Here is an 18,167-nt window from a genome sequence, read left to right as displayed (position 1 = left end):
AACCAGGAAGCCTTGTGAATCCCACAGGCGGCGCACCTCACGGTTGCGGCCTTCGCGGATCACCACGCGGAACCAGCTGTGGCTGCCACCGCGGCTGATTACGCCGATGTCGTCGAAGCGGGCAGGGCCGTCGTCGAGTTCTACGCCCGACTTCAGGCGCTCGATGGTTTCGTCGGGCACCTCGCCATGTACTCGGCAAAGGTATTCACGCTCCAGGCCGCTCTTCGGGTGCATCAGCGCATTGGCGAGCTCCCCGTCGGTGGTGAGCAGAAGCAGGCCCGTGGTGTTGATGTCCAGGCGCCCTACCGCGACCCAGCGCGCATTCTTAAGGCGCGGCAACTGTTCGAAGACAGTGGGACGGCCGTCGGGATCTTCGCGTGTGGTCACCACGCCCTCGGGCTTGTGGTAGACGATGACCTCGGCGTCGCTGCGCGAGTCGGTGGACACCACGAACTGCTTGCCGTCGATAACCACCCGGTCACCGGCGTGGACCGACGAACCAATGCCGGCGGCGGTGCCGTTGACCTCGATCTCGCCGGCCTGGATGCGCTGTTCGAGCATCCGGCGCGAGCCCAGGCCCGCATTGGCCAGCACTTTGTGCAGGCGTTCTTCCAGTCCAGCCACTTCGGGCTTGACGTCACGTTTCAGGGATAGCACGGATCGCTGCGGCGCATTCATGCGCGGTACTCCTCGGTGTCTTGCGTTGCGGCGTCATCATCGACGTCTGCGGGTTCTGCCTCGTCGGCAGTAGGGGAAGCCGAGGCGATGTCATCGGCCGGCTCATCGGTGGCGGAGGCCGGCGCGTCGGCCGGCTCCTGGTTGTCGGCGTCCGGCGCAACGGCCGGTTCGTCGGAGTGGGAAGCGGCGTCGACCGCTTCTTCGGTATCGGTTTCCAGCGTCTCGGCGTCGGCGGTCAGGGCGGGGAGTGCCCGCTCGTCGCCGTCCAGGCGCATCTGGGGATTGAGATCCTCCAGGTCGCGGATTTCCGAAAGCGGAGGCAGGGCGTCGAGCGACTTCAGGCTGAAGTAGTCGAGGAAGATGCGGGTGGTACCGAACAGCGCCGGCTTGCCGGGGACATCCCGGTAGCCCACCACGCGGATCCATTCGCGTTCTTCCAAGGTCTTGATGATGCTGCTGGACACCACCACGCCGCGGATCTGCTCGATCTCGGGGCGGGTGATCGGCTGGCGGTAGGCGATCAGCGAGAGCGTCTCGAGCAGCGCGCGCGAATACCGGCTGGGTTTCTCCGTCCACAGGCGCGAGATGAAGGCGTGCTCGCGCTGGCGGACCTGGTAGCGGAAGCCGGAGGCCACTTCCACCAGTTCGATGCCGCGGCCCTCGCAGTCGGCGCGCAGGGACTCCAGCGCGCGGGAGAGTTCCTCGTGGCCGACGGCATCTTCCTCGACGAACAGGCCGTCGAGCTGCTGTACCGTCATCGGCTGCGAGCTTGCCAGCAGGGCAGCCTCGAGGATCGGTTTGAGTTGTTCGTGTTCCATGGTTTCCTGGAATGTGCAGGGGGCGTCGCCGTCAGGCGCTCGCCTGGTCCTCGTCGGGCAATTCGATGGCGGCGTCGTCGGCGACCTTGGTCTTGACGTAGATGGCGCCGAGGGGCTCTTCCTGGACGATTTCCACCAGCAATTCCTTGGCCAGTTCCAGCATGGCCAGGAAGGTGACGACCACGCCCAGGCGGCCTTCGGTGGGGTCGAACATGGTCTCGAAGCGGTGGAAACGGCCATCGCCGAGCGCGTTCAGGAGCTCGCCCATGCGCTGGCGGACGCTCAATGGCTCGCGAGCGATCTCATGATGGGTGAAGAGGTCGGCCCGCTGCAGGACGTCGCGCAGGGCCAGCAGCAGTTCGCGCAGGTCCAGCGGCGGCGGCATCTTCACGACCACCCGCTCGCCGACATCCGCGTGAACCGATACGGTGTCGCGCTCGAGCCGGGGCAGCGCGTCGAGGTCGGCAGCGGCCTTCTTGAAGCGTTCGTATTCCTGCAGGCGGCGGACGAGTTCGGCGCGCGGGTCTTCCTCGATGCCTTCCTCGGCCGGCGGCCGGGGCAGCAGCAGCCGGGATTTGATCTCGGCAAGGATAGCCGCCATAAGCAGGTACTCAGCCGCCAGTTCCAGTCGCATGACGTCGCGCATCATGTCGATGTAGTCCATGTACTGGCGGGTGATCTCGGCGATCGGGACGTCCAGGACGTCCAGGTTCTGCCGGCGGATCAGGTATAGCAGGAGGTCGAGCGGGCCCTCGAAGGCCTCCAGGATCACTTCCAGCGCATCGGGCGGGATGTAGAGATCCTGGGGCATCTGCAGCATGGCCTGGCCACGCACGACCGCCAGCGGCATTTCCTGCTGCTGCGGCTGGTGCGCGAACGGATCGCTGGTTGGCTGGCTAGCCATGGGCTGAGCTGGATCGATGCTCATCTGGACTCGAAAGACGCCGCCGTGGCGGCAGGACAAGGTGTCACGTGCGGCGTTGCCGCGACGCATCCGGGGTGTCGCCGGACGGGGCTGCGTGTCGTCGTCGTCTGACCGCGTGCAACGAAAGGGGCCATGGGGCCGATTCTGTCTGCTCTGGGCCGATCGCCGACCGTATCGCACCTTCGCGTCATGAGCCCATGCGGCGAAGGCGTAGCTGGATGTCGAAACGGGGGTTTCGATCAGCTTGCAGGAGCCAAGTGGAGGACACACGGTAAACCGCGCCGGCTACCGCCTTGCGCATCCACGTCACTACCCGATGGGCTTTAGGGTAGCGCCTGCGCGCCGCCAAGTCCAGCGCCGACAGCGACAGGCCAGATGGGCACAATACGGCCATGGCCACCGAGCGCGCGATCATCCACGTGGACATGGACGCCTTCTACGCGTCCGTGGAGGAGCTCGACGACCCCACGCTTGCAGGAAAGCCGGTGATCGTGGGCGGGCTGGGTGGGCGGGGGGTGGTTTCCACGTGCAACTACCAGGCGCGCAAGTACGGCGTGCGCTCGGCGATGCCGACCTCCCGGGCCCACCGCCTTTGCCCCCAGGGGGTGTTCATTTTCCCCAGGCACGACCGCTATGCGGAGATTTCCGCCCAGGTGTTCGCGGTTTTCGGCGAATTCACCGACGACATCGAGGGCCTGTCGCTGGACGAGGCGTTCCTGGACGTTACCGGCAGCCTGCGCCTATTCGCCTCCATCGAGGCCATCGGCCGGCAGATCAAGCTTCGCATCCGCGAACGGACGGGCCTGATCGCGTCGGTCGGCATGGCCGCCAACAAGCTGGTGGCCAAGCTCGCCAGTGAATTGTCAAAACCTGACGGTTTTTTGCGTGTCCGGCCCGGGGAGGTTCAGGCCGTGCTCGACCCGTTGCCGGTCGGACGTCTCTGGACCGTGGGCAAGGTCGCCGAAGAACAACTTCACCGCATCGGCATCCGTACCATCGGCGAGCTGGCGCGATGTGATCCGGGACGGCTGCAGCGGGCCCTCGGGCGCCAGGTCGCAGGCCTGCAGGCGCTTGCGCGGGGCGAGGACGAGCGCCCTGTATGCCGCGAGGTGGCCGAGCAATCCATCAGCGCGGAGAACACCTTCGACGTCGATATCGCCGACCTCGCCATGGCTGATGCATGGCTGCTGCGGATGAGCGAGAAGGTCGCCCGGCGCGCACGCGACCGGCAGATGAAGGGACGCACGGTGACGGTGAAATTGCGCGAGCCGCCCTTTACCACCTACACCCGCCAGGCCCAATTACCGGCAGCGGGGCATGCCACGCAGGATATCCACCAGTTGGCACGCCGCTTGCTGCATGCATGGTGGACCCAGCAGCCGCGTCCACGGCTGCGCTTGTTGGGTGTCGGACTTTCCGGATTTGGCGAACGGGCGCAGAATGATCTGTTCCAGCCGGCGGCCAGTACGCCGCAGGCGGATGGGATCCAGGACCGGATCAACGAGAAGTTCGGGGCGGGGAGCCTGGTACGCGCTGGCGTGTTGAAGACACGCGACTAGCGCACCTACAGCAGGATACCCGGCAGTGGCCTTACGTACGGAGACGCAGCCGACGTGGAGACAGCAGCATTGAGCAACGGCAACAAGGACGAAAACGGCGACAAGCTTCGACTACGCCATGCGCGCATGAAAGTCGAGACAGCCGTGCTGATGAGCCGGGGTGCCGAAGCGCACCCGACGGAACTGGTCGATATTTCCGCCACCGGCGCTCTGCTTCGCCGGCCGCTGGGTTGGCGCGGCGATGTGGGCGAGACGTGGGTGCTGGACATGATCTTTGGCAGCGACCTGCACATCCACATGGAGGCGCAGGTGACGCGCGTGTCGGCGCGGCAGGTGGGCATGGCCTACACGCACATTCCCGACGACAAGCAGGAGCCGTTGTGGAATCTCCTGGGCGGCTACGCCGATACGCTGGAGACCTGGTCGGACGACTAACCTGCACCCGGACGCCGATGGCGCCCGGGCGGTTGCTTCAGGTGGTTTTTTTCTTCGCCTCGTCGCGCAATTCGCGACGGAGGATCTTGCCCACGTTGGACTTGGGCAGGCTGTCGCGGAATTCGATCAGCTTCGGACGCTTGTAGCCGGTGAGGTTTTCCCGGCACCAGGCCTTGATGGTTTCCTCGGTGAGCGAGGGATCCTTCCGTACCACGAAGAGCTTGACCACCTCACCGGAGTGCTCGTCGGGCACGCCCACGGCTGCGCATTCGAGGACTCCCGGGCAGCGGACCACGATGTCCTCGATCTCATTCGGGTAAACGTTGAAGCCAGAGACCAGGATCATGTCCTTCTTGCGGTCGACGATATACACCAGGCCTTTTTCATCGATGCGGCCGATGTCACCGGTACGCAGCCAGCCATCGCTGCTGATGGCCTTGGCCGTTTCGCCCGGCTGGTTCCAGTAGCCCTTCATCACCTGCGGACCGCGAATGCAGATCTCGCCGATCTCGCCGATCGCAAGGTGCTTGCCGTCGTCGTCCTGGATGCTTATTTCGGTGGATGGCACCGGCATGCCGATGGAGCCGGAGAAGCCGGCGCCCTCGATCATCGGATTGATGGTGGCTACCGGTGAGCTTTCGGTCATGCCGTAGCCCTCGATCAGCGGGCAGCCGGTAATGGCCTGCCACTTCTCGGCCACCACGCGTTGCACGGCCATGCCGCCGCCGAAACTCATGCGCAGGCTCGAGAAGTCGAGCTTGTCGAAGCCCTCGGTGTGCACCAGCCCATTGAACAGCGTGTTGACGCCGGTGATGGCGGTGAAGCGCACTTTGGAGAGGTCCTTGACGAAGCCCGGCATATCGCGCGGGTTGGTGATCAGGATGCTCTGGCCACCGAAGCGCAGGAAGATGAAGCAATTACAGGTGAGTGCGAAGATGTGGTACAGCGGCAGCGCAGTGATGATGATTTCCTGGCCCGGACGGATCTGTGCGCCGAACCAGGCGCCGGCCTGCAGCATGTTGGCCACCATGTTGCCGTGGGTGAGCATCGCGCCCTTGGCCACGCCCGTGGTGCCGCCGGTGTATTGCAGGAAGGCGATGTCCTCGCGTGAGACATCCGGCGAAGTGGTCTCGTGGCGGCCGCCCCGCGAGAGCGCATCGCCGAAGCGCACGGCGCCGTCGATCCGGAACGCCGGCACCATCTTCTTCACATGATTGAGCACGAAGTTGATGACCGCGCCCTTGATGCCGAGCAGGTCGCCGATGCCGGTGGTGATCACGTGCGGTACCGGCACGACTTTGAGCGCTTCCTGCGCGGTGGCGGCGAAGTTGTCCAGCACGATCAGCGCTTTGGCGCCTGAGTCCTTCAACTGGTGTTCGAGTTCGCGCGGGGTGTACAGCGGGTTGGTGTTGACCACCACCAGGCCCAGGCGAAGCGCCGCGAACAGCGCCACCGGGTACTGGATGACATTGAGCAGCATGATCGCGATGCGGTCGCCCTTGGCTAGCTTCAGTTCGCCTGAGAGATACCCCGCGAACTGGTTGCTGAGTTCGTCGACCTCGCCATAGGTGACGGTTTTACCGAAGCTGGTGAACGCCGGGCGATCGCGGTATTTCTCGAAGGATTCCTCGAGCACGTCGACGATCGAGCGGTATTGCGTGATGTCGATGTCGGCCGGCACGCCGGGGGGATAGTTGTCCAGCCACGGGCGGTCGTTACTCATGCTTGATCCAGCTCTCCATGTGGTTGCGCACGCGGCGTGGGGCCGTCGTAGTATCAAGGCATTGGAGCATACGCCCGCGTATAGCGGCAAGACGCACTGCAACGAGGAACAAGCCATGCCAGGCAGGCTCTTGAAGCTGCTCATCGTCCTTGGTTTGGCTGCCCTGGCGGCCGCCTGCCACCGCGGGTCCGACGAGGAACAGGTACGCCAGGCCATCGCCGCCACACAGTCGGCCGTGGAGGCAGGCAAGGCCGGCGATACCGTGGCCGCGCTCACCGACGATTTCGACGGCAACGGCGGCGAACTCGATCGCCGGCGCCTTGAAGGCATGGTTCGCCTGGCTGGCCTGCGCGGAGCCCATCTTGGCGTGACCATGGGGCCGGTGGCCGTGGACAGGCGCGGCGACCGCCTGGTGGCCACCTTCACCGTCACCTTGACCAGCGGCACCGGCCTGATCCCCGATGAAGGCGCGATCTACCACGTGGAAACGGCCTGGCGCCGGGAGGGCTCCCGATGGGTGTGCTATTCGGCCACGTGGTCGCGCTAGTGCCATGAAAAAAGCCCCGCTTTCGCGGGGCTCTTTGTCTTAGCGCTTTGCCAGCTGGCGCAGCACGTATTGCAGGATGCCGCCGTGGCGGAAGAACTCGCGTTCCTTCGGGGTGAGCAACAGCACCTTCACCGTGAACTGCTTCTTCTTGCCGTCCTTCGAGGTGGCGGTGACGGTGGCTCGGGTGGACTTGCCGGCGTCGAGGCCGGTGATGTCGAAGGTCTCATCGCCCGTCAGGCCCAGCGTCTGTGCGTTCTCGCCGTCCATGAACTGGCAGGGCAGCACGCCCATGCCGACCAGGTTAGAGCGGTGGATACGCTCGAAGCTTTCGGTGATCACGGCCTTGACGCCCAGCAGCAAGGTGCCCTTGGCGGCCCAGTCACGTGAGGAGCCGGTGCCGTATTCCTTGCCGCCCAGTACCACCAGCGGCGTGCCGGCAGCCTTGTACTTCATGGCCGCATCGTAGATCGGCATGGTTTCGCCGGTGGGCACGTGGCGGGTGTAGCCGCCTTCCACGCCGTCGAGCATGAGGTTCTTGATGCGGATGTTGGCGAAGGTGCCGCGGACCATGACATCGTCGTTGCCGCGACGCGAACCGTAGGAGTTGAAGTCCTTCGGCTGCACGCCACGGGAGATCAGGAAGGCACCGGCGGGCGAATCCTTCTTGATGGAGCCTGCCGGGGAGATGTGGTCGGTGGTGATGGAGTCGCCGAAGACGCCCAGCGCGCTGGCGCCGTGGATGTCCTGGATTTCACCAGCTTCGGCGCTCATGCCATCGAAGTAGGGCGGGTTCTTGATGTAGGTGGAGTCGTCCCACTTGTATAGCGCGCCATCTGGTGAGGCGATCTGGTTCCAGCGGTTGTCGCCCTTGAACACATCGGCGTAGTTGTCCTTGAACATCTGCGCATTGATGGAGCCGGCGATGGCATCGGAGATCTCCTGGTTCGACGGCCAGATGTCCTTCAGGTACACCGGTTTGCCGTCGCTGCCGTTGGCGATGGGGTCTTGCGTCATGTCGATGTCCAGCGTACCGGCCAGAGCGTAGGCCACCACCAGCGGCGGCGAAGCCAGGTAGTTCATCTTCACTTCCGGATGCACGCGGCCTTCAAAGTTGCGGTTACCCGACAGCACAGAGGCCACGGCGAGGTCGCCCTCGGCAATACCCTTGCTGATCTCCACCGGCAACGGGCCGGAGTTGCCGATGCAAGTCGTGCAGCCGTAGCCGACGACATAGAAACCGACCTTCTCAAGTTCGGCGAGCAGGTTGGTCTTCTTCAGGTAATCGGTGACCACCAGCGAGCCCGGCCCCAGCGAGGGCTTGACCCAGGGCTTGGCGGTGAGGCCGCGCGCGGCGGCCTTCTTGGCCAGGATGCCGGCGCCGATCATCACGGCGGGGTTGGAGGTATTGGTGCACGAGGTGATCGCGGCGATCACCACCGAGCCGTCGTTGAGCTTGAAACTCTTGCCGTCTTTCTCGACCGTGACACCGCCGTTGCCGAGGTTGTTCGCCTCGTTGCCGATGGCGGTGGCGCCGCCTTCGTTGGCGAAGCGCTCGGTGGATTCGCTCTTCGGCTTGCGGTTGGCGGTGAGCGGGCCCACCGCGTCCAGGAAGCTTTGCCGCACGCTTTCGAGCAGCACGCGATCCTGCGGGCGCTTGGGACCGGCCATCGACGGACGGACATCGGCCAGGTTCAGTTCCAGGGTGTTGGTGAATTCCGCATGCGGGGTGTCGGCGTCGTGCCACAACCCCTGCGCCTTGGCATAGGTTTCCACAAGCGTGATCTGGTGCTCGTCGCGGCCGGACAGGCGCAGGTAATTCAGCGATTCCTGGTCGACCGGGAAGATGCCGCAGGTGGCGCCGTATTCCGGGGCCATGTTGGCGATGGTGGCGCGGTCGGCCAGCGGCAGCGCGGCCAGGCCGTCGCCGAAGAATTCGACGAACTTGCCCACGACGCCGAGCTTGCGCAGCATCTGGGTGACGGTGAGCACGAGGTCCGTGGCGGTGACGCCCTCGGCGAGCTTGCCGGTGAGTTTGAAGCCGATCACCTGGGGAATCAGCATCGACGACGGCTGGCCCAGCATCGCGGCCTCGGCTTCGATGCCACCCACGCCCCAGCCGAGCACGCCGATGCCATTGATCATCGTGGTGTGCGAGTCGGTGCCGAACACGGTGTCGGGGTAGGCCCAGCTTTCGCCGTCGACGTCGGCCGTAAACACCACGCGGGCGAGGTTCTCCAGGTTCACCTGGTGGACGATGCCGGTGCGCGGCGGCACCACCTTGAAATTGTTGAACGCCTTCTGGCCCCAGCGCAGGAAGCTGTAGCGTTCCTGGTTGCGCTCGAATTCGATCTCGACGTTGGTGTCCAGCGAGCCGGACGTGCCAAAGACATCCACCTGCACGGAGTGATCGATCACCAGTTCCGCCGGCGCCAGCGGATTGATCTGGGTGGCATCGCCGCCGAGCTTCACCACAGCATCGCGCATGGCGGCAAGATCCACCACGCAGGGCACGCCGGTGAAGTCCTGCAGCACCACGCGGGCGGGCATGAAGGAGATCTCGGTGTCGGGTTCGGCCTTGGCGTCCCACTTGGCCACCGCCTCGATTTCCTTCGAGGTGACGTTCACCCCGTCCTCGGCGCGCAGGAGGTTCTCCAGCAGGATCTTCATGGAGTAGGGCAGGCGCTTCAGGTCGAATCGCTCACCCAGCTTGGTAAGGCTGGCGATGGCGTGGCGCTTGCCGTTGACTTCGATGCTGTCCCGGACGGAGAACGAGTCTTTCATTGCTTGCTCCTGGCTTGATGCTGGCTGGGGAGGCGCCGTGGGGCGTACGGCCCGTCAAAGTTGGTAATTATCGCCCAAAACCGTGACCGGACGTGAGGGAGGCGCCACCGACCCTGGCCTCGGGGCGGCTAAGATGCCCGCCTTGAGAGAGTCGTGATTTTCCGCGGCGAAGGATGGGGCCCTGGGCCTCCTGGCACAAACGGTTTTGATGGCATGCAGCGTTCGATGATTTCGACGGCACTTTCCGCGGTATCGCTGCGTGACCTGGCGCTGGTGCAGGCGGTGGCGCGTGAAGGAAGCTTCATCTCAGCCGCGCGGCTGATGAACATCAGCGCCTCGGGCCTTTCCCACCAGGTGCAGAAGGTGGAGCAGGCACTGGGCATCACCCTGTTCGAGCGTGGCGGGCGCGGCGTGGCCCTGGCTGGCGGCGGCGCGCGGGTGATTGCCCTGATCAGCGACGTGCTGGCCAGCGCTGAACGGTTGCAGGCCGGGGCACTGGCCGGGAGCATCGCTTTTGGCGGCGAGCTGCGGCTGGGCGTACCGGCCACCCTGGGCCCTTACCTGCTGCCCCAGTTGATCGAGCCGTTCCCGCAGCGTTTCGGCGAAACCAGGCTCACCATCAGCGAAGGCAAGCCCAGGGGTCTGCTGCGGCGCCTGGCCGAGGGCGAGCTCGACGCGGTGCTTGCGCCACCGGGAACCACCGTGCCTGGCTTGTCGCAGCGACCGCTGTTCTTCGAGCCCTACGAACTTCTGATGCATGCCGACCATCCGGCGGCGGGTAAGGCGAGCGTGGCGCTGGCGACGCTGGACCCGGCCCAGGCAACGCTGATGGCCGAGAGCCATGCCGGTGCCCAGGGCAGTGAGCGTATCCAGGACGTGAGCCTGGAAAGCCTGGCTACCCTGGTGGCCGTGCGCGGGGGCTACACGCTGGTGCCGGTGCTGGCCCATGACCGCCTGGCGTCGATTCCCAACGTATCGTTGGTAAGCGTGGAAGGACAGGCGCCGGGGCGCGAGGTGGCGCTGTATTGGCGCAGTGCCACGGCCTGGGGCGACGACCTGGCCGGGCTGGGCGACTTGCTGGTGGACCTTGCAGGGCGGATGCCGGGGCTAACCCCCGTCATCGAGGGTGGCGCCGGTCAGCATCCCGCGGGCGATCATGCTGGCGCGGCGCCGGTATAGCACCAGGTGCCACTGCCGGCCACCGAGCTGGTGCCACAACACCGCTGCACGCACGGCCGCCAGCAGGGCAGAGCGGACGCGGTCGACCACGGCCTTCTGCTGCAGGTGGGAGGGCATGCCGGTCACCATCACGCGCGGCTTGAGCGTGGACAAGGTGCTGGCATAAAGCTCGGCCAGGCGAGCGGCCACGTTCGGATGGGCCATGCCGAAGTGCTCCACCTGGCGGCGCGCGGCGACGATGCCTTCCTGCAGGCGCGAGAGCAGTTCCGGCCGGCGCGAAAGCGTGCGCTCCAGGCGCAGCACGGTGATCGTGGTGCGCATCACGGCGATATCGCGGGTGCTGGCGTCTTCGAGTTGGCTCAACAGCGTGCGCAGGCCCAGCCGCACGCCACTGACACCGCCGAAGATCGCCTCCACGGTATCGGCGTCCAGGTGGAACACGCTGCCAAGGCTTGCCTCCATGGCGGCATCGTCGGCCCGGCCTTCGGTGGCCAGTTGCTGTACCAGCGCGGTGGCCTGGAACAGGCCGGCCAGCGCCAGGACGCGTTCTTCGTTCATGCGGGAACCTTAGCTTGCGAAGGGGGAGCCAGGCCGCCGTAGGCGGCATCGGTCGCTTCGATCACGGCGCCGCCCAGGCAGGCCTCGCCATCGTAGAAGACCACCGATTGGCCCGGGGTAACGGCGCGCTGCGCCTGGTCAAATTGTACGAACAGGCGGTCACCCGATACGCGGACGGCGCAGGCCTGGTCGTCCTGGCGATAGCGGGTCTTGGCGGTGCAGGCGAATTCGCCCGCCGGGGCCAGGCCCGCCACCCAGGTGGCGCCGCTGGCTTCCAGGTGGCGCGAGGCCAGATAGCGGTTGCTGCCGCCCTGGGCCACGATCAGCGTGTTTTCGACCACGTCCTTGCCCACGACGTACCACGGCTCGCCGCCAGACTCGCGCCGGCCGCCGATCCCCAGGCCGTTACGCTGGCCCAGCGTGTAGTACATCGCGCCCTGGTGCTCGCCCACGTCGACCCCGTCAGGCGTGACCATGCGGCCGGACCTTGCCGGGATGTACTGGGCCAGGAAGCTGCGGAAATCGCGCTCGCCGATAAAGCAGATGCCGGTGGAGTCCTTCTTCGCCGCGGTGCCAAGGCCGGCCTCGCGCGCCAGTTCGCGGACGCGGGGTTTCTCGATCTCGCCCACCGGGAACAGGGTGGCGGCCAGCTGCTCCTGGCCCAGTGCATGCAGGAAGTAGGTTTGGTCCTTTGCGCGGTCCACGGCGCGCAACAGGCGGTAACGCCCGTCGTGGAAGTCAACGCGGGCGTAGTGGCCGGTGGCGATCTTTTCGCCTCCCAGGGCGCGGGCGTGGTCCAGGAAGGTGCGGAACTTGATCTCGCGGTTGCACAGGACGTCCGGATTGGGCGTGCGCCCGGCCCGGTATTCGGCCAGGAAATGCTCGAACACGCCGTCCCAGTATTCGGCGGCGAAGTTCCGCGCATGGAAAGGCAGGCCCAGCCGGCCGCAGACGGCGACGGCGTCTTTCCGGTCCTGGTCGGTCGTACATGGACCCTGGCGGTCGTCTTCTTCCCAGTTCTGCATGAACATGCCTTCGACCTGGTGCCCCGCCTGTTGCAGCAGGAGGGCCGCCACGGAAGAGTCCACGCCGCCGGAGATGCCCAGGATCACTTTCATCCCGGTTGCCCGGGTAGCAGGTTGCCGATGATCGAAAGGGGCAGGCGGGCGCCTGAGAGCCACTTGTCGATGCTCGATTCCACCAGTGGGCTGCGCAATTGCGCGCCCAGGGCGCCGATCTGGGCGCGCGTGAGCCATAGAGCGCGCTCGATGCCGGTGTCGAGCGGGCGGTCGTCGTGCCCCAGGGCGCGCGCGGCGAAGGTAAATCGCAACACTTGGTCGCCATGCTCGTGGCTGCGCCACTGGTCGATGGCCACCAGATGCTGCACTTGGACCGTCCAGCCGGTTTCCTCGACCGTTTCCCGGCAGGCGGCGGCGGTCAGGCATTCGCCCTCGTCCAGGTGGCCGGCGGGCTGGTTGTAGGCGATTTTGCCGTTTACCCGTTCCTCGACCATGAGGAAACGCTCGCCGTCATGGACGATGGTGGCGACTGTCACATGGGGACGCCAGACGTCGTTGTCGGGCAGGGAGGGCGTCATCGAAAGTTCTAGCCACTGGAAAAACGCCTATTGTGCCATCACCTGACCCATTCACGCGGCGCCCACCGGCGCTTGCGGCATATACTTGGACCAAAGCTGACCCACGTGCCCATGCCGACCGAAAACGAACAAGAACACAGCCAGGAACACGGCCTTGCGCTCGATACCGCGCGGCCGGAAGTAGCCCGACCGCCGTTGTTCCAGGTGTTGTTGATGAATGACGATTTCACCCCGATGGATTTCGTCATCGAGGTGCTGCGGTCCTTCTTCGGCATGGACCAGGAGCGCGCCGTGCAGGTGATGCTCCACGTCCACACCCGGGGCAAGGGAGTTTGCGGGGTATTTACCCGCGAAGTGGCCGAAACGAAGGTGACGCAGGTGAACGAGTACTCGCGCAGTAACCAGCATCCTCTGTTGTGCACTATGGAAAAGTTGTAAGGGAGCCCCATCTACCGGGCATGCGGCATCCCTTTTGCATGGCCGCCCAAGACATCAGCGGAGACGTTCCGTATGTTCAGCAAGGATCTCGAAGTCACCATTGGCCATTGCTACAAGCAAGCCCGTGAGCAGCGCCACGAGTTCATGACGGTCGAGCACCTGTTGCTTGCCCTGTCGGAGAATTCGTCCGCGCTGGCCGCGTTGCGGGCCTGTGGCGTGGACCTGCCGCGCCTGGTCGCCGACCTGCAGCGCATCATCGCTGAGACCGTGCCGGTGCTCGCGCCCGGCGACGAACGTGACACGCAGCCAACCCTGGGCTTCCAGCGTGTGCTGCAGCGCGCGGTCTACCACGTGCAATCTTCCGGACGGAAGGAAGTGACCGGTGCCAACGTGCTGGTCGCCATCTTCGGCGAGAAAGACTCCCACGCCGTGTACTTCCTGCACCAGCAGGAAATCACCCGCCTGGACGTGGTCAACTACATTTCCCATGGCATCGCCAAGATCGGCGACGATCCGGCCGTGGCCCCGGCAGCGAGCGAGCGCGAGGGCGAGGAAGGCGGTGAGGGCAAGTCCAACCCGCTGGCCGAATACGCCTCCAACCTCAATGAACTGGCCATGCAGGGCAAGATCGATCCCCTGATTGGCCGCAAGGATGAAGTCGAGCGCACCATCCAGGTGCTATGCCGCCGCCGCAAGAACAACCCGCTTTACGTGGGCGAGGCCGGCGTGGGCAAGACGGCCCTGGCCGAAGGCCTGGCCAAGCGCATCGTCGAGGGCGACGTGCCCGAGGTGCTGGAAGACTGCACCATCTGGGCACTGGACTTAGGCGCCCTCGTCGCCGGCACCAAGTACCGCGGCGACTTCGAAAAGCGCCTGAAGTCAGTGATCGCCCAGCTGAAGAAACAGCCCAACTCGATCCTGTTCATCGACGAGATCCACACCATCATCGGTGCGGGTTCGGCCTCGGGTGGCACCATGGATGCCTCGAACCTGATCAAGCCGATGCTGGCAGCCGGCGAGCTTCGCTGCATCGGCTCGACCACCTTCCAGGAGTTTCGCGGCGTATTCGAGAAAGACCGCGCGCTGGCCCGTCGCTTCCAGAAGATCGACGTGGTGGAGCCGACCGTGGCCGAAAGCATTGAGATCCTCAAGGGCCTGAAGAGCCGTTTCGAGGATCACCACGGCGTGGAATACAGTGCCGAGGCGCTCAAGGCTGCCGTGGACCTTGCCGTCAAGCACATCCCGGACCGCCTGCTGCCGGACAAGGCCATCGATGTCATCGATGAGGCCGGTGCCCGTCAGCGTCTGCTGCCGGAAGGTGAGCGGGTGACACAGATTGGCGTGTCGGAGATCGAATACATCGTCGCCAAGATGGCGAGGATCCCGGCCAAGCAGGTTTCGGCATCCGATCGGGACGTGCTGCGCAACCTCGAGCGCAACCTCAAGATGGTGGTGTTCGGCCAGGATGCGGCGATCGAGGCCCTGGCCTCGTCGATCAAGATGGCGCGCTCGGGCCTGGGCGATCCGGCCAAGCCGATCGGCAGCTTCCTGCTGGCCGGCCCCACGGGCGTGGGCAAGACCGAAGTCACCCGCCAGCTTGCCATGCAGCTGGGTATCGAGATGGTCCGCTTCGACATGTCCGAATACATGGAGGCCCATTCGGTGTCGCGCCTGGTGGGTGCGCCCCCGGGCTATGTCGGCTTCGACCAGGGTGGCCTGCTCACCGAGCAGATCACCAAGCACCCGCACTGCGTGCTGCTACTCGACGAAATCGAGAAAGCCCATCCGGATGTCTACAACATCCTGCTGCAGGTCATGGATCGTGGCGTCCTTACCGACACCAACGGCCGCGAAGCGAACTTCAAGAACGTGATCGTGGTGATGACCACCAACGCCGGTGCCCAGCAGGCGGCTCGTCGTGGCATCGGCTTCGTCAAGCAGAACCATTCGCTCGATGCCATGGAAACCATCCGGCGGCTGTTCACGCCGGAGTTCCGCAACCGCCTGGACGCGGTCATCCAGTTCAATCCGCTGGATTTCGAGCACATCCTGCGCGTGGTGGACAAGTTCCTGATCGAACTGGAAGCCCAGTTGGGCGAGAAGCGCGTCATTGTCGACGTCTCATCGGACGCCCGCCGCTGGCTGGCGGAGAACGGCTTCGATCCGCAGATGGGTGCCCGCCCGATGGCCCGCGTGATCCAGGACAAGGTGAAGCGGAAGCTGGCCGACGAGCTTCTGTTCGGCAAGCTGGCCGACGGCGGCAAGGTGAGCCTGGACGTCGTCGATGGCGAGCTCACCGTCGCCACCGAGGCAGCGGAGCCGGTGCCGGCGGAGGCCTGAGCGCCATAGGGGCGGCGGCCGCAAGGTCCCGCCCCGTTGCCGGGGCTACGAAAAAGGCCGCGCAATGCGCGGCCTTTCTTTTGATCACCGCCCCCCGGTAACGCCGGAGGATGGGTCGCGGGTTACTTCATGCGGTAGGTGATCCGGCCCTTGGTCAGGTCGTAGGGTGTCATTTCCACCTTCACCTTGTCGCCGGTAAGGATGCGGATGTAATGCTTGCGCATCCGGCCCGAGATATGGGCGGTAATGACGTGCCCGTTCTCCAGCTGCACGCGGAACATGGTGTTGGGCAGGGTCTCCTGGACCGTGCCTTCCATTTCGATGACGTCGTCTTTTGCCATGTGACCCGGTTCGATGTGCGGCCGAAGTGGTCGCAATAGCCCGCTATTATTGCACGAAGGCGGCCCGGGTCAAAGCCTTGGGCCCTTAGGCGAAGTATTCGTCGAGCTTGCGGCTGATTTCCTGCTCGATCATGCCCTTCATGGGACTGAGCAGCATGCCAAGCTCAGCCTGCACGCGCACGAGGGCTGGCTCCAGGCTGATGCCGCCCTTCACGCCTGCGCGCTCGAAGCGCAACGTGTCGCCTTCCCAACGCGAGGTCGTGCCGAATTTCTCGCCAAGGCGTGCAGCGACCTTGTCGATGACGGCGCGGGCCTGGGCGGCTTCGAGGTGGTGCTCGCGCTGGATGTCGATGCGTGCCATGGATTTGAAGGTTCGTTGCGAAAAGGGCTGCGCATCGTAGCAAAATGCGGTGCGGCTCATCTGTTACGATCCCCACCACGCCATCCAGACACACGCATGCGCATTGAGTTCGCCAATTCGGCCCGCGGGGATTTTCACTGGTCGGCAGGGGTGTTGCGCATCGGCGGCAGCGACGACAACGACCTTGTGCTGGCCGAACCGCAAGTCGCCGACCACCACCTGGTAATCCACGACGATCGTCGTGGCCTGGTCCTTGCGGTCCTTCCCGGCGCCGGGCGCGTCTACGTGAACGCGCGCCCCGTCCGCGAACGCGCGCTGCTGCGTGAGGGCGATCACCTTGGCGTTGGCGAGTGCCGCATGTTGCTGCGCGCCGACCAGGACGTTTCCGGGCGCACATGCGTCGATGCCGAAGACGTCCGTCCCGGTGCGGCTGCGTTGCGTGCATTGGCCGGCCCGCTTTCCGGACGGGTGCTGGGCATCGGTGCACGGCTTACCCTGGGACCGCAGGGCGACCACCCGCTGGAACTTCCACAGGGCGATGCCGGCACCCTGGCCATCGGCTGGGACGGGAGCTGCCTGCTGCTGGACGCCGAACGCGTACCCACCCGTTACGTGGTTCGCTTGAATGGCATGTCGATTCGCCGCGCCGTGCTACAGCCGGGCGACCACATCGGCATAGGCGCCCACCGTTTCGTCATCGACGCCCCAGGCTGGATGCCCGATCCGGTAGCAGCACCCGCTGAAGTGGAAGAACCACCGCTGCCGGAGGAAACCGCCGGCCCGCGTGGCGAGGTGTGGTGGTTGATTCTTACCGCGGCGTTGCTTGCGCTGGGCATCGCACTGGTGCTGTTCGTTCGTTTCTGACGAAACCAGTTATTTCCCGGTTGTCGTTATGCTGCAGGGCGGCATAATGCAGGACTGTCGGTTAAGTCCACTCACTCTTCCCAAGGAGACTGGCGCCTTGTCCAGGGTCTTCAATTTCAGCGCCGGCCCCGCCGCGATCCCACAACCCGTGCTTGAACGTGCCCGCGCGGAATTGCTCGACTGGAACGGCACGGGTGCCTCGGTGATGGAGCTGTCCCACCGTGGCAAGGATTTCATCGCCCTGGCCGCGCAAGCGGAGGCGGACCTGCGCGAATTGATGGCGATCCCCGCCAACTACCGCGTGCTGTTCCTGCAGGGCGGTGCCACCTTGCAGTTCCCGTTGGTGCCGATGAACTTTGCCAGGGCCGGCCAGCGCGCCGACTACGTGGTGACCGGGCATTGGGGCGAGAAGGCCGTGCGCGAGGCGGCGCCCTATGCGGACGTGCACGTGGCCGCTTCCTCGAAAGACGATAACTACCTGAAGCTGCCGCTGCGCGAACGCTGGGACCTGTCCCCTTCGTCGGCTTACGTGCACTACACGCCGAACGAGACCATCCATGGTGTCCAGTTCCACCACATACCCGATGTCGGTGACGTGCCGCTGGTGGCGGACATGTCCTCAAGCATCCTTTCAGGCCCGGTGGATGTCTCGCGCTTCGGGATGATCTATGCCGGCGCACAGAAGAACATCGGGCCTTCGGGCCTTGTGGTGGCCATCATCCGCGATGACATGCTTTCACGTACCACGCAGCCGATGGCGAAGATCTTCTCCTACGCCGAGCACGCGGCGCACGATTCCATGCTCAACACCCCCAACACCTGGGGCTGGTACCTGGCGGGCCTGACTTTCGCGTGGCTGAAGGAGCAGGGGGGCCTGGCATCGATCGACGCTACCAACCAGCGCAAGGCGTCCATGCTCTATGCCGCCATCGACGACTCCGGCGGGTATTACCGGTGCCCGGTCGAACCCGCGGCGCGTTCGCGCATGAACGTGCCCTTCAACCTGCACGACGCCTCGCTCGA

18 protein-coding genes are annotated in these 18,167 nt (G+C 65.1%); 8 read left to right on the top strand and 10 right to left on the bottom strand.

The window, feature by feature from the left end; all coding sequences use genetic code 11:
• From VK519_RS16975 to VK519_RS16965, 3 genes are all read right to left on the bottom strand, one after another.
• Positions 1–678, bottom strand: a 678-nt coding sequence (locus tag VK519_RS16975) for a pseudouridine synthase (protein ID WP_324351736.1), incomplete at its 3' end; no start/stop codon positions are given.
• Positions 675–1,496: an SMC-Scp complex subunit ScpB gene (gene scpB, locus VK519_RS16970; RefSeq protein ID WP_324351735.1), complete on the bottom strand. Its 822-nt coding sequence runs from the start codon at positions 1,494–1,496 to the stop codon at positions 675–677. The genes scpB and VK519_RS16975, both read right to left, overlap by 4 nt.
• 31 nt (positions 1,497–1,527) lie before the next feature.
• The gene (locus VK519_RS16965) at positions 1,528–2,400 is read right to left on the bottom strand and encodes a segregation and condensation protein A (RefSeq protein WP_324351734.1); all 873 of its coding nucleotides are present in this window, start codon (positions 2,398–2,400) and stop codon (positions 1,528–1,530) included.
• 413 nt (positions 2,401–2,813) lie between these two features.
• Between VK519_RS16965 and VK519_RS16960 the strand changes: the two genes are divergently transcribed.
• A complete protein-coding gene (locus tag VK519_RS16960; RefSeq protein ID WP_324351732.1) occupies positions 2,814–3,980 on the top strand; it encodes a DNA polymerase IV in 1,167 nt (388 codons plus the stop codon).
• Between the two features lie 126 nt (positions 3,981–4,106).
• On the top strand, positions 4,107–4,415 hold the full coding sequence (locus VK519_RS16955; protein ID WP_250624393.1) for a PilZ domain-containing protein: 309 nt from the start codon (positions 4,107–4,109) through the stop codon (positions 4,413–4,415).
• 37 nt (positions 4,416–4,452) lie between these two features.
• Here VK519_RS16955 and VK519_RS16950 read toward each other — a convergent pair whose 3' ends face one another.
• Entirely contained in the window at positions 4,453–6,138 is a 1,686-nt protein-coding gene (locus VK519_RS16950) for a long-chain-fatty-acid--CoA ligase (RefSeq protein WP_324351730.1), read from the bottom strand.
• A 115-nt stretch (positions 6,139–6,253) separates the two neighbouring features.
• Here VK519_RS16950 and VK519_RS16945 point away from each other — a divergent pair, with 115 nt between their 5' ends.
• Positions 6,254–6,685, top strand: a complete 432-nt coding sequence (locus tag VK519_RS16945) for a hypothetical protein (protein ID WP_324351728.1) — start codon at positions 6,254–6,256, stop codon at positions 6,683–6,685.
• Between the two features lie 39 nt (positions 6,686–6,724).
• Here the strand turns inward: VK519_RS16945 and acnA are convergent, their stop codons facing one another.
• Positions 6,725–9,466 (bottom strand): aconitate hydratase AcnA, encoded by a 2,742-nt coding sequence (gene acnA / locus VK519_RS16940; RefSeq protein WP_324351726.1) that lies wholly within the window; start codon positions 9,464–9,466, stop codon positions 6,725–6,727.
• 213 nt (positions 9,467–9,679) lie between these two features.
• Here acnA and VK519_RS16935 point away from each other — a divergent pair, with 213 nt between their 5' ends.
• Positions 9,680–10,645, top strand: coding sequence for a LysR family transcriptional regulator (locus VK519_RS16935; RefSeq protein ID WP_324351724.1), 966 nt, complete (start codon positions 9,680–9,682; stop codon positions 10,643–10,645).
• Here VK519_RS16935 and hflD read toward each other — a convergent pair.
• From hflD to VK519_RS16920, 3 genes are read right to left on the bottom strand one after another with little or no spacing between them, the layout of a single operon-like run.
• Complete coding sequence (gene hflD, locus VK519_RS16930) at positions 10,574–11,203, bottom strand: high frequency lysogenization protein HflD (RefSeq protein ID WP_324351722.1); 630 nt, start codon at positions 11,201–11,203, stop codon at positions 10,574–10,576. The genes VK519_RS16935 and hflD overlap by 72 nt on opposite strands.
• Positions 11,200–12,321 (bottom strand): tRNA 2-thiouridine(34) synthase MnmA, encoded by a 1,122-nt coding sequence (gene mnmA / locus VK519_RS16925; RefSeq protein ID WP_324351720.1) that lies wholly within the window; start codon positions 12,319–12,321, stop codon positions 11,200–11,202. The genes hflD and mnmA overlap by 4 nt, the downstream gene beginning before the upstream one ends.
• The gene (locus VK519_RS16920; RefSeq protein ID WP_324351718.1) at positions 12,318–12,800 is read right to left on the bottom strand and encodes an NUDIX hydrolase; all 483 of its coding nucleotides are present in this window, start codon (positions 12,798–12,800) and stop codon (positions 12,318–12,320) included. The genes mnmA and VK519_RS16920 overlap by 4 nt, the downstream gene beginning before the upstream one ends.
• 111 nt (positions 12,801–12,911) lie before the next feature.
• On the opposite strand from VK519_RS16920, the gene clpS reads away from it, so the two are divergent.
• Positions 12,912–13,238, top strand: a complete 327-nt coding sequence (gene clpS / locus VK519_RS16915; RefSeq protein WP_250622730.1) for an ATP-dependent Clp protease adapter ClpS — start codon at positions 12,912–12,914, stop codon at positions 13,236–13,238.
• 72 nt (positions 13,239–13,310) lie between these two features.
• Positions 13,311–15,578 carry an ATP-dependent Clp protease ATP-binding subunit ClpA gene (clpA, locus tag VK519_RS16910; protein ID WP_324351716.1) on the top strand — a complete coding sequence of 756 codons (2,268 nt, stop codon included), beginning with the start codon at positions 13,311–13,313 and terminating at the stop codon, positions 15,576–15,578.
• Between the two features lie 122 nt (positions 15,579–15,700).
• Here clpA and infA read toward each other — a convergent pair whose 3' ends face one another.
• The gene (gene infA / locus VK519_RS16905) at positions 15,701–15,919 is read right to left on the bottom strand and encodes a translation initiation factor IF-1 (protein ID WP_019466733.1); all 219 of its coding nucleotides are present in this window, start codon (positions 15,917–15,919) and stop codon (positions 15,701–15,703) included.
• A gap of 85 nt (positions 15,920–16,004) precedes the next feature.
• A complete protein-coding gene (locus VK519_RS16900; RefSeq protein ID WP_324351738.1) occupies positions 16,005–16,280 on the bottom strand; it encodes a polyhydroxyalkanoic acid system family protein in 276 nt (91 codons plus the stop codon).
• A gap of 96 nt (positions 16,281–16,376) precedes the next feature.
• Between VK519_RS16900 and VK519_RS16895 the strand changes: the two genes are divergently transcribed.
• Both VK519_RS16895 and serC read left to right on the top strand, forming a co-directional pair.
• Positions 16,377–17,144, top strand: a complete 768-nt coding sequence (locus tag VK519_RS16895) for an FHA domain-containing protein (RefSeq protein WP_324351701.1) — start codon at positions 16,377–16,379, stop codon at positions 17,142–17,144.
• Between the two features lie 97 nt (positions 17,145–17,241).
• Positions 17,242–18,167 (top strand): 3-phosphoserine/phosphohydroxythreonine transaminase (gene serC / locus VK519_RS16890; RefSeq protein WP_324351700.1); only part of this gene is annotated, 926 nt, incomplete at its 3' end.

It is taken from the genome of Pinirhizobacter sp. (genome assembly GCF_035317885.1).
Lineage (GTDB): Bacteria > Pseudomonadota > Gammaproteobacteria > Xanthomonadales > Rhodanobacteraceae > Pinirhizobacter.
Note: the sequence above shows the minus strand (reverse complement) of the source record. Positions and strands in the feature narration are given on the sequence as shown.

Excerpts from the sequence above, each read along its gene's own strand:
- infA (WP_019466733.1), bottom strand. The coding sequence starts at position 15,919 with ATGGCAAAAGACGACGTCATCGAAATGGAAGGCACGGTCCAGGAGACC.
- acnA (WP_324351726.1), bottom strand. The coding sequence starts at position 9,466 with ATGAAAGACTCGTTCTCCGTCCGGGACAGCATCGAAGTCAACGGCAAG.
- clpA (WP_324351716.1), top strand. The coding sequence starts at position 13,311 with ATGTTCAGCAAGGATCTCGAAGTCACCATTGGCCATTGCTACAAGCAA.
- VK519_RS16900 (WP_324351738.1), bottom strand. The coding sequence starts at position 16,280 with ATGGCACGCATCGACATCCAGCGCGAGCACCACCTCGAAGCCGCCCAG.
- clpS (WP_250622730.1), top strand. The coding sequence starts at position 12,912 with ATGCCGACCGAAAACGAACAAGAACACAGCCAGGAACACGGCCTTGCG.
- mnmA (WP_324351720.1), bottom strand. The coding sequence starts at position 12,321 with ATGAAAGTGATCCTGGGCATCTCCGGCGGCGTGGACTCTTCCGTGGCG.
- VK519_RS16920 (WP_324351718.1), bottom strand. The coding sequence starts at position 12,800 with ATGACGCCCTCCCTGCCCGACAACGACGTCTGGCGTCCCCATGTGACA.
- scpB (WP_324351735.1), bottom strand. The coding sequence starts at position 1,496 with ATGGAACACGAACAACTCAAACCGATCCTCGAGGCTGCCCTGCTGGCA.
- VK519_RS16965 (WP_324351734.1), bottom strand. The coding sequence starts at position 2,400 with ATGGCTAGCCAGCCAACCAGCGATCCGTTCGCGCACCAGCCGCAGCAG.
- VK519_RS16960 (WP_324351732.1), top strand. The coding sequence starts at position 2,814 with ATGGCCACCGAGCGCGCGATCATCCACGTGGACATGGACGCCTTCTAC.
- VK519_RS16945 (WP_324351728.1), top strand. The coding sequence starts at position 6,254 with ATGCCAGGCAGGCTCTTGAAGCTGCTCATCGTCCTTGGTTTGGCTGCC.
- hflD (WP_324351722.1), bottom strand. The coding sequence starts at position 11,203 with ATGAACGAAGAACGCGTCCTGGCGCTGGCCGGCCTGTTCCAGGCCACC.
- VK519_RS16895 (WP_324351701.1), top strand. The coding sequence starts at position 16,377 with ATGCGCATTGAGTTCGCCAATTCGGCCCGCGGGGATTTTCACTGGTCG.
- VK519_RS16935 (WP_324351724.1), top strand. The coding sequence starts at position 9,680 with ATGCAGCGTTCGATGATTTCGACGGCACTTTCCGCGGTATCGCTGCGT.
- VK519_RS16950 (WP_324351730.1), bottom strand. The coding sequence starts at position 6,138 with ATGAGTAACGACCGCCCGTGGCTGGACAACTATCCCCCCGGCGTGCCG.
- VK519_RS16955 (WP_250624393.1), top strand. The coding sequence starts at position 4,107 with ATGAAAGTCGAGACAGCCGTGCTGATGAGCCGGGGTGCCGAAGCGCAC.